Below are 3,973 nucleotides of genomic sequence, written 5' to 3'. Positions count from 1 at the left end.
GGAGACAGGTGCCGGCGGGTTCATCGAGGTGAGTCCCCACCCGGTACTCACCCTCCCCGTCCAGCAGACCCTGCAGGAAATGGCCGGTGCCGAACCGGTCGTCCTCGGCACGCTGCACCGCGACCGCGGCGACACACACGACTTCACCGAGTCCGTCGCCACCGCCTACACCAGCGGCATCCCCGTACGCCCCACCCCCCTGCCCCACCACCCCGCCCTCCCCACCTACCCCTTCCAAGGCACCCACCACTGGCTCACCCCCTCCACGCATGCCACACGCGGCGCGTCCGGCCTGGGCGCGGTGGCCGCCGCACACCCTCTGCTGGGCGCGGCCGTCGAGCTGCCCGGCACCGAGACGGTGGTCTTCACCGGCCGTCTCTCGGCAACCACGCACCCATGGCTGGTGAACGAGCGCCCGGCCGCCCTCGGCTGGCTGGTCGCCGAGCTGGCCCTCGCGGCCGGGGCGCAGCTGGGCGTCGGCCGGTTGCCCACTCTGACGCCGCAGGCGCCGTTGGTGACGCCGGCGTCCGGCTCCCTTCAGATCCGCGTCACCGTGGGTGAGGGTTCCCAGCCCGGGGTGCGCACGGTGACGGTGCACTCCCGGCGCTCCGAGGAGGTGGTGGGCCTGCCGTGGATCTGCCATGCGACGGGCGAGCTGGCTGCGGCGGCGGACCGGCCGGACTGGGACCTGGAGGTCTGGCCGCCTGCCGACGCCACCCCGGCCCCCGAGTCCGTGCCGGACGTGCGGCCCCTGCCCGTGCAACCCGCCCTGCGGGGTGTGTGGCGTCGCGGCACCGAGGTGTTCGCGGAGGTCGCCCTCCCGGACACGCTGCGCGAGGAGGCCCGGCGGTTCGGCCTGCACCCGGTGCTGGCCCAGGCCGCACTCGGCCTGGTGGGCGCCAGGGGCGTCCTGCCCGAGGTCGGGGACGACTGGCGGGCGGGACTCTGGCAGGAGGTCTCACTGCACGCGTCCGGCGCCTCCGTCCTGCGCGTCCGGGTTTCTCCGCGCTCCGACGGTTCCGTGGCGCTGTTCGCCTCCGACGCGGCCGGCAGCCCCGTCCTGTCGACGGTGTGCGTCCGCCCGGAGGCCGTCCCGCGCGGGGTGCGCAGAGCAACGGACGTGGCGCAGCAGGACAGCCTGTTCGGCATCGAATGGACCGATACCGGCACGCGGCACCTCACCGCGGACACCGGCACGACCTGGGCCATCGTGGGAGAGGATCCCGTACGCGCGCGGTCGTCGCTGATGGCGGCGGGACGGTACGCGGAGGCCTATCCCGACCTGGCGGCGCTGACCGCCGCGGTGGAGGCGGGCCGCGAAGTCCCCGATGTCGTCGTGGTGCCCTTCCTGCGGGAGGCCGTCGATCCCTCCGGCGGGGACCTGGTGGACGCCGTGCACGCCACGACGGCCCGGGCCCTGGAGACGGCGCGCGCCTGGGTGACGTCGCCCCTGTACGACGACTCCCGGCTGGTGTTCCTCACCCGCGGTGCCGTGCCGGCGGTGAGCGGACCCGACGACGTGTCGCCGCTGGACCTGGCGGTGGCCGCGGTCTGGGGACTCGTCCGCACCGCGCAGTCGGAGTACCCGGGCCGCTTCGTTCTCGTGGACACCGACCTCGCCAAGCCCACCTGGCGTGCCCTGGACCGTGTGGTTTCCTCCTCGGAACCACAGTGGGCGTTGCGCGGGCGGACGGCCCGGGTGCCGCGGATGACCCGCCTCGCTCCCGCCGATGTCCTCCCGGCATTCGACGCCGGCCCGGACGGCACCGTACTGATCACCGGCGGTACGGGCGCCCTCGGCTCCGCGGTCGCCCGGCACCTGGTGACCGAACACGGCGTGAGGGAGCTGCTGCTGGCGAGCCGGCAAGGACCGGACGCGCCGGGTGCTGCGGCCCTGGAGGCCGAGCTTTCCGCGCTCGGCGCCCGGGTCCGCGTGGCAGCCTGTGACGTCACGGACCGCGACGCCCTGGCCGCGCTGCTCGGCGGCCGGCTGATCGGTGCCGTGGTCCACACCGCCGGCGCGGTGCACAACGGCATCCTCCCGTCCCTCACGGCCGAGCAGCTGACCGAGGTGCTCCGGCCCAAGGTGGACGCGGCCGTACACCTGTACGACCTGGTCCGTGAGGCGGGCGTGAGGCAGTTCCTGCTGTACTCCTCCGTCGCCGGCATCACGGGCGGCCCCGGACAGGCCAACTACGCGGCGGCCAACACGTTCCTGGACGCGTTCGCCCACCACCTGCGCGCGCGGGGCGTCCCGGCGACGTCGATCGCCTGGGGGCTGTGGGCCGGGGCCAGCGGTCTGGCGGGGTCCGCCGCGACGGACCGGCAGCCGGCGGCTCTGCACGGAACGCGGCCGCTCGGCACCGAGGACGGCCTCGGGTTGTTCGACGGCGCGTGGGCGGCCGGCCGCAGTCTGGTCGTCGCGTCCCGCCCTGACTTCGCCGCACTGGCCGAGGACGCCGGGTCCGGTGCCGTACCGGCCGTCATGCGGTCCCTGGTGTCCGGCTCCGCACGCCGTATGGCCCAGGACACCCCCGAGGAGCAGGGCGGTCTCGCGCACCGCTTGGCGGCGATGGGTCCGGAGGAACGGGAGACCGTGATGACCGGTCTCGTGCGGGAGCGGGCGGGCGCCGTCCTGGGGCACACGGCACCGGGCGGTGTGGCGGAGGACGCCCGGTTGAAGGACCTCGGGTTCGACTCGCTCACCGCACTGCAACTGCGTACGGCGCTCGCCGAGGCGACGGGGCTCCGGCTGTCGCCGGGTGTGGCGTTCGACTTCGAGACGCCGCTGGATCTCGCCCGGCACCTGATCGAGCAGCTCCTCGCCCCGGCCGCCTCGCCTCTCGACGACAACGGAAGGATCCAGGATGAGAATTGAGAACGTGTTCATCGACTCGTTGGGGGTCGTGCTGCACGATTTCGAGCCCGTCGAGCGGGCCGTGGCGCAAGGACTGATCGCGCAGGACATCGTGGACGCGAACGGCTTGACCGGGACCCATCTAGCCCACGACATCCCGGCCGTCGAACTCGCCATCGCCGCCGCGCGCGTCACTCTGGACCGCTCGAAGCTCGACCCCGAGTCCCTCACGAGCCATGTGCACAGTGCCGTCTACTACCAGGGCCCCCAGGGTTCCTATCCGCCGGGATACGTGCTGCGTGAACTGGAGCTGGAGCCGACCAGCTCGCTGTACCTGCGGCAGGGCTGCAACGGCATGCTCGGCGCGCTGGAGGTGGCCGTCGGTCAGATCACCGGTGCGGCGCAGGCGGAGGCCGTGCTGATCACCTCCGGTGAGAACTTCACCGCGTCGGGCCTGAACCGCTATTCGGGGCTGGGGCAGGCCTACTTCCTCTCCGACGGCGGCGCTTCCGTCCTGGTCAGCGCGGACGAGGGCTTCGCGCAGATCAGATCGCTGAGCTCCGGCATTCTTCCGGAACTCGAGCGGTGGCACCGCGGCGACGGATCCCTGCTGCCGGACGACGGGCAGCGCAACGACGAGGAGATGGCCGAGCGGGCGACGCGGTACAGCGAGACCGAGACGCCTCTCTCCGAGACCCTCGAGAAGCTCACCCTCTTCAACCTCGGTGTCATCCGCCGGGCGCTCGTGAGCGCCGATCTGAACGCCGGCGACATCGCCAAGGTGGTTCCGATCAACATGGACGGCCGCATGGTCGAGTACTCGGTCATGATGCCGCTCGGTCTGCCCATGGACCGGTCGACGTGGGACTACGGCAAGGGCATCGGGCACGTGGGCGGCGCCGATGTGCTGATCACCCTGGAACATCTGGTCCGCCGCCGCGAGGTGGCGCCCGGAGACCATGTGCTGCTGATCTCGCAGGGTCCGGGCTGGATGTGCACGGCCTGTGTCGTCACCGTCCTGGACCTTCCGGCCTGGGCGGTCTGACCGGGCCGCGCCGAGCCTCGTCGCTCCCCGTCGACGCGAAAGGACTCTCCCCCCCCCCGGGAGAGGGACAG

At 72.8% G+C, this 3,973-nt stretch carries 2 protein-coding genes; both read left to right on the top strand.

The annotated features are described in order from the left end of the window. Positions 1–2,878 (top strand): type I polyketide synthase (locus ACSLTV_RS35895; RefSeq protein ID WP_435613708.1); only part of this gene is annotated, 2,878 nt, incomplete at its 5' end. Further along, the gene (locus ACSLTV_RS35890) at positions 2,868–3,902 is read left to right on the top strand and encodes a ketoacyl-ACP synthase III family protein (RefSeq protein ID WP_432140146.1); all 1,035 of its coding nucleotides are present in this window, start codon (positions 2,868–2,870) and stop codon (positions 3,900–3,902) included. The genes ACSLTV_RS35895 and ACSLTV_RS35890, both read left to right, overlap by 11 nt. Positions 3,903–3,973: the final 71 nt, after the last annotated feature.

The organism is Streptomyces sp. bgisy159, from assembly GCF_965341775.1.
Lineage (GTDB): Bacteria > Actinomycetota > Actinomycetes > Streptomycetales > Streptomycetaceae > Streptomyces.
The sequence above is the reverse complement of the archived record's forward strand: the minus strand, read 5'-3'. Positions and strand labels throughout refer to the sequence as shown.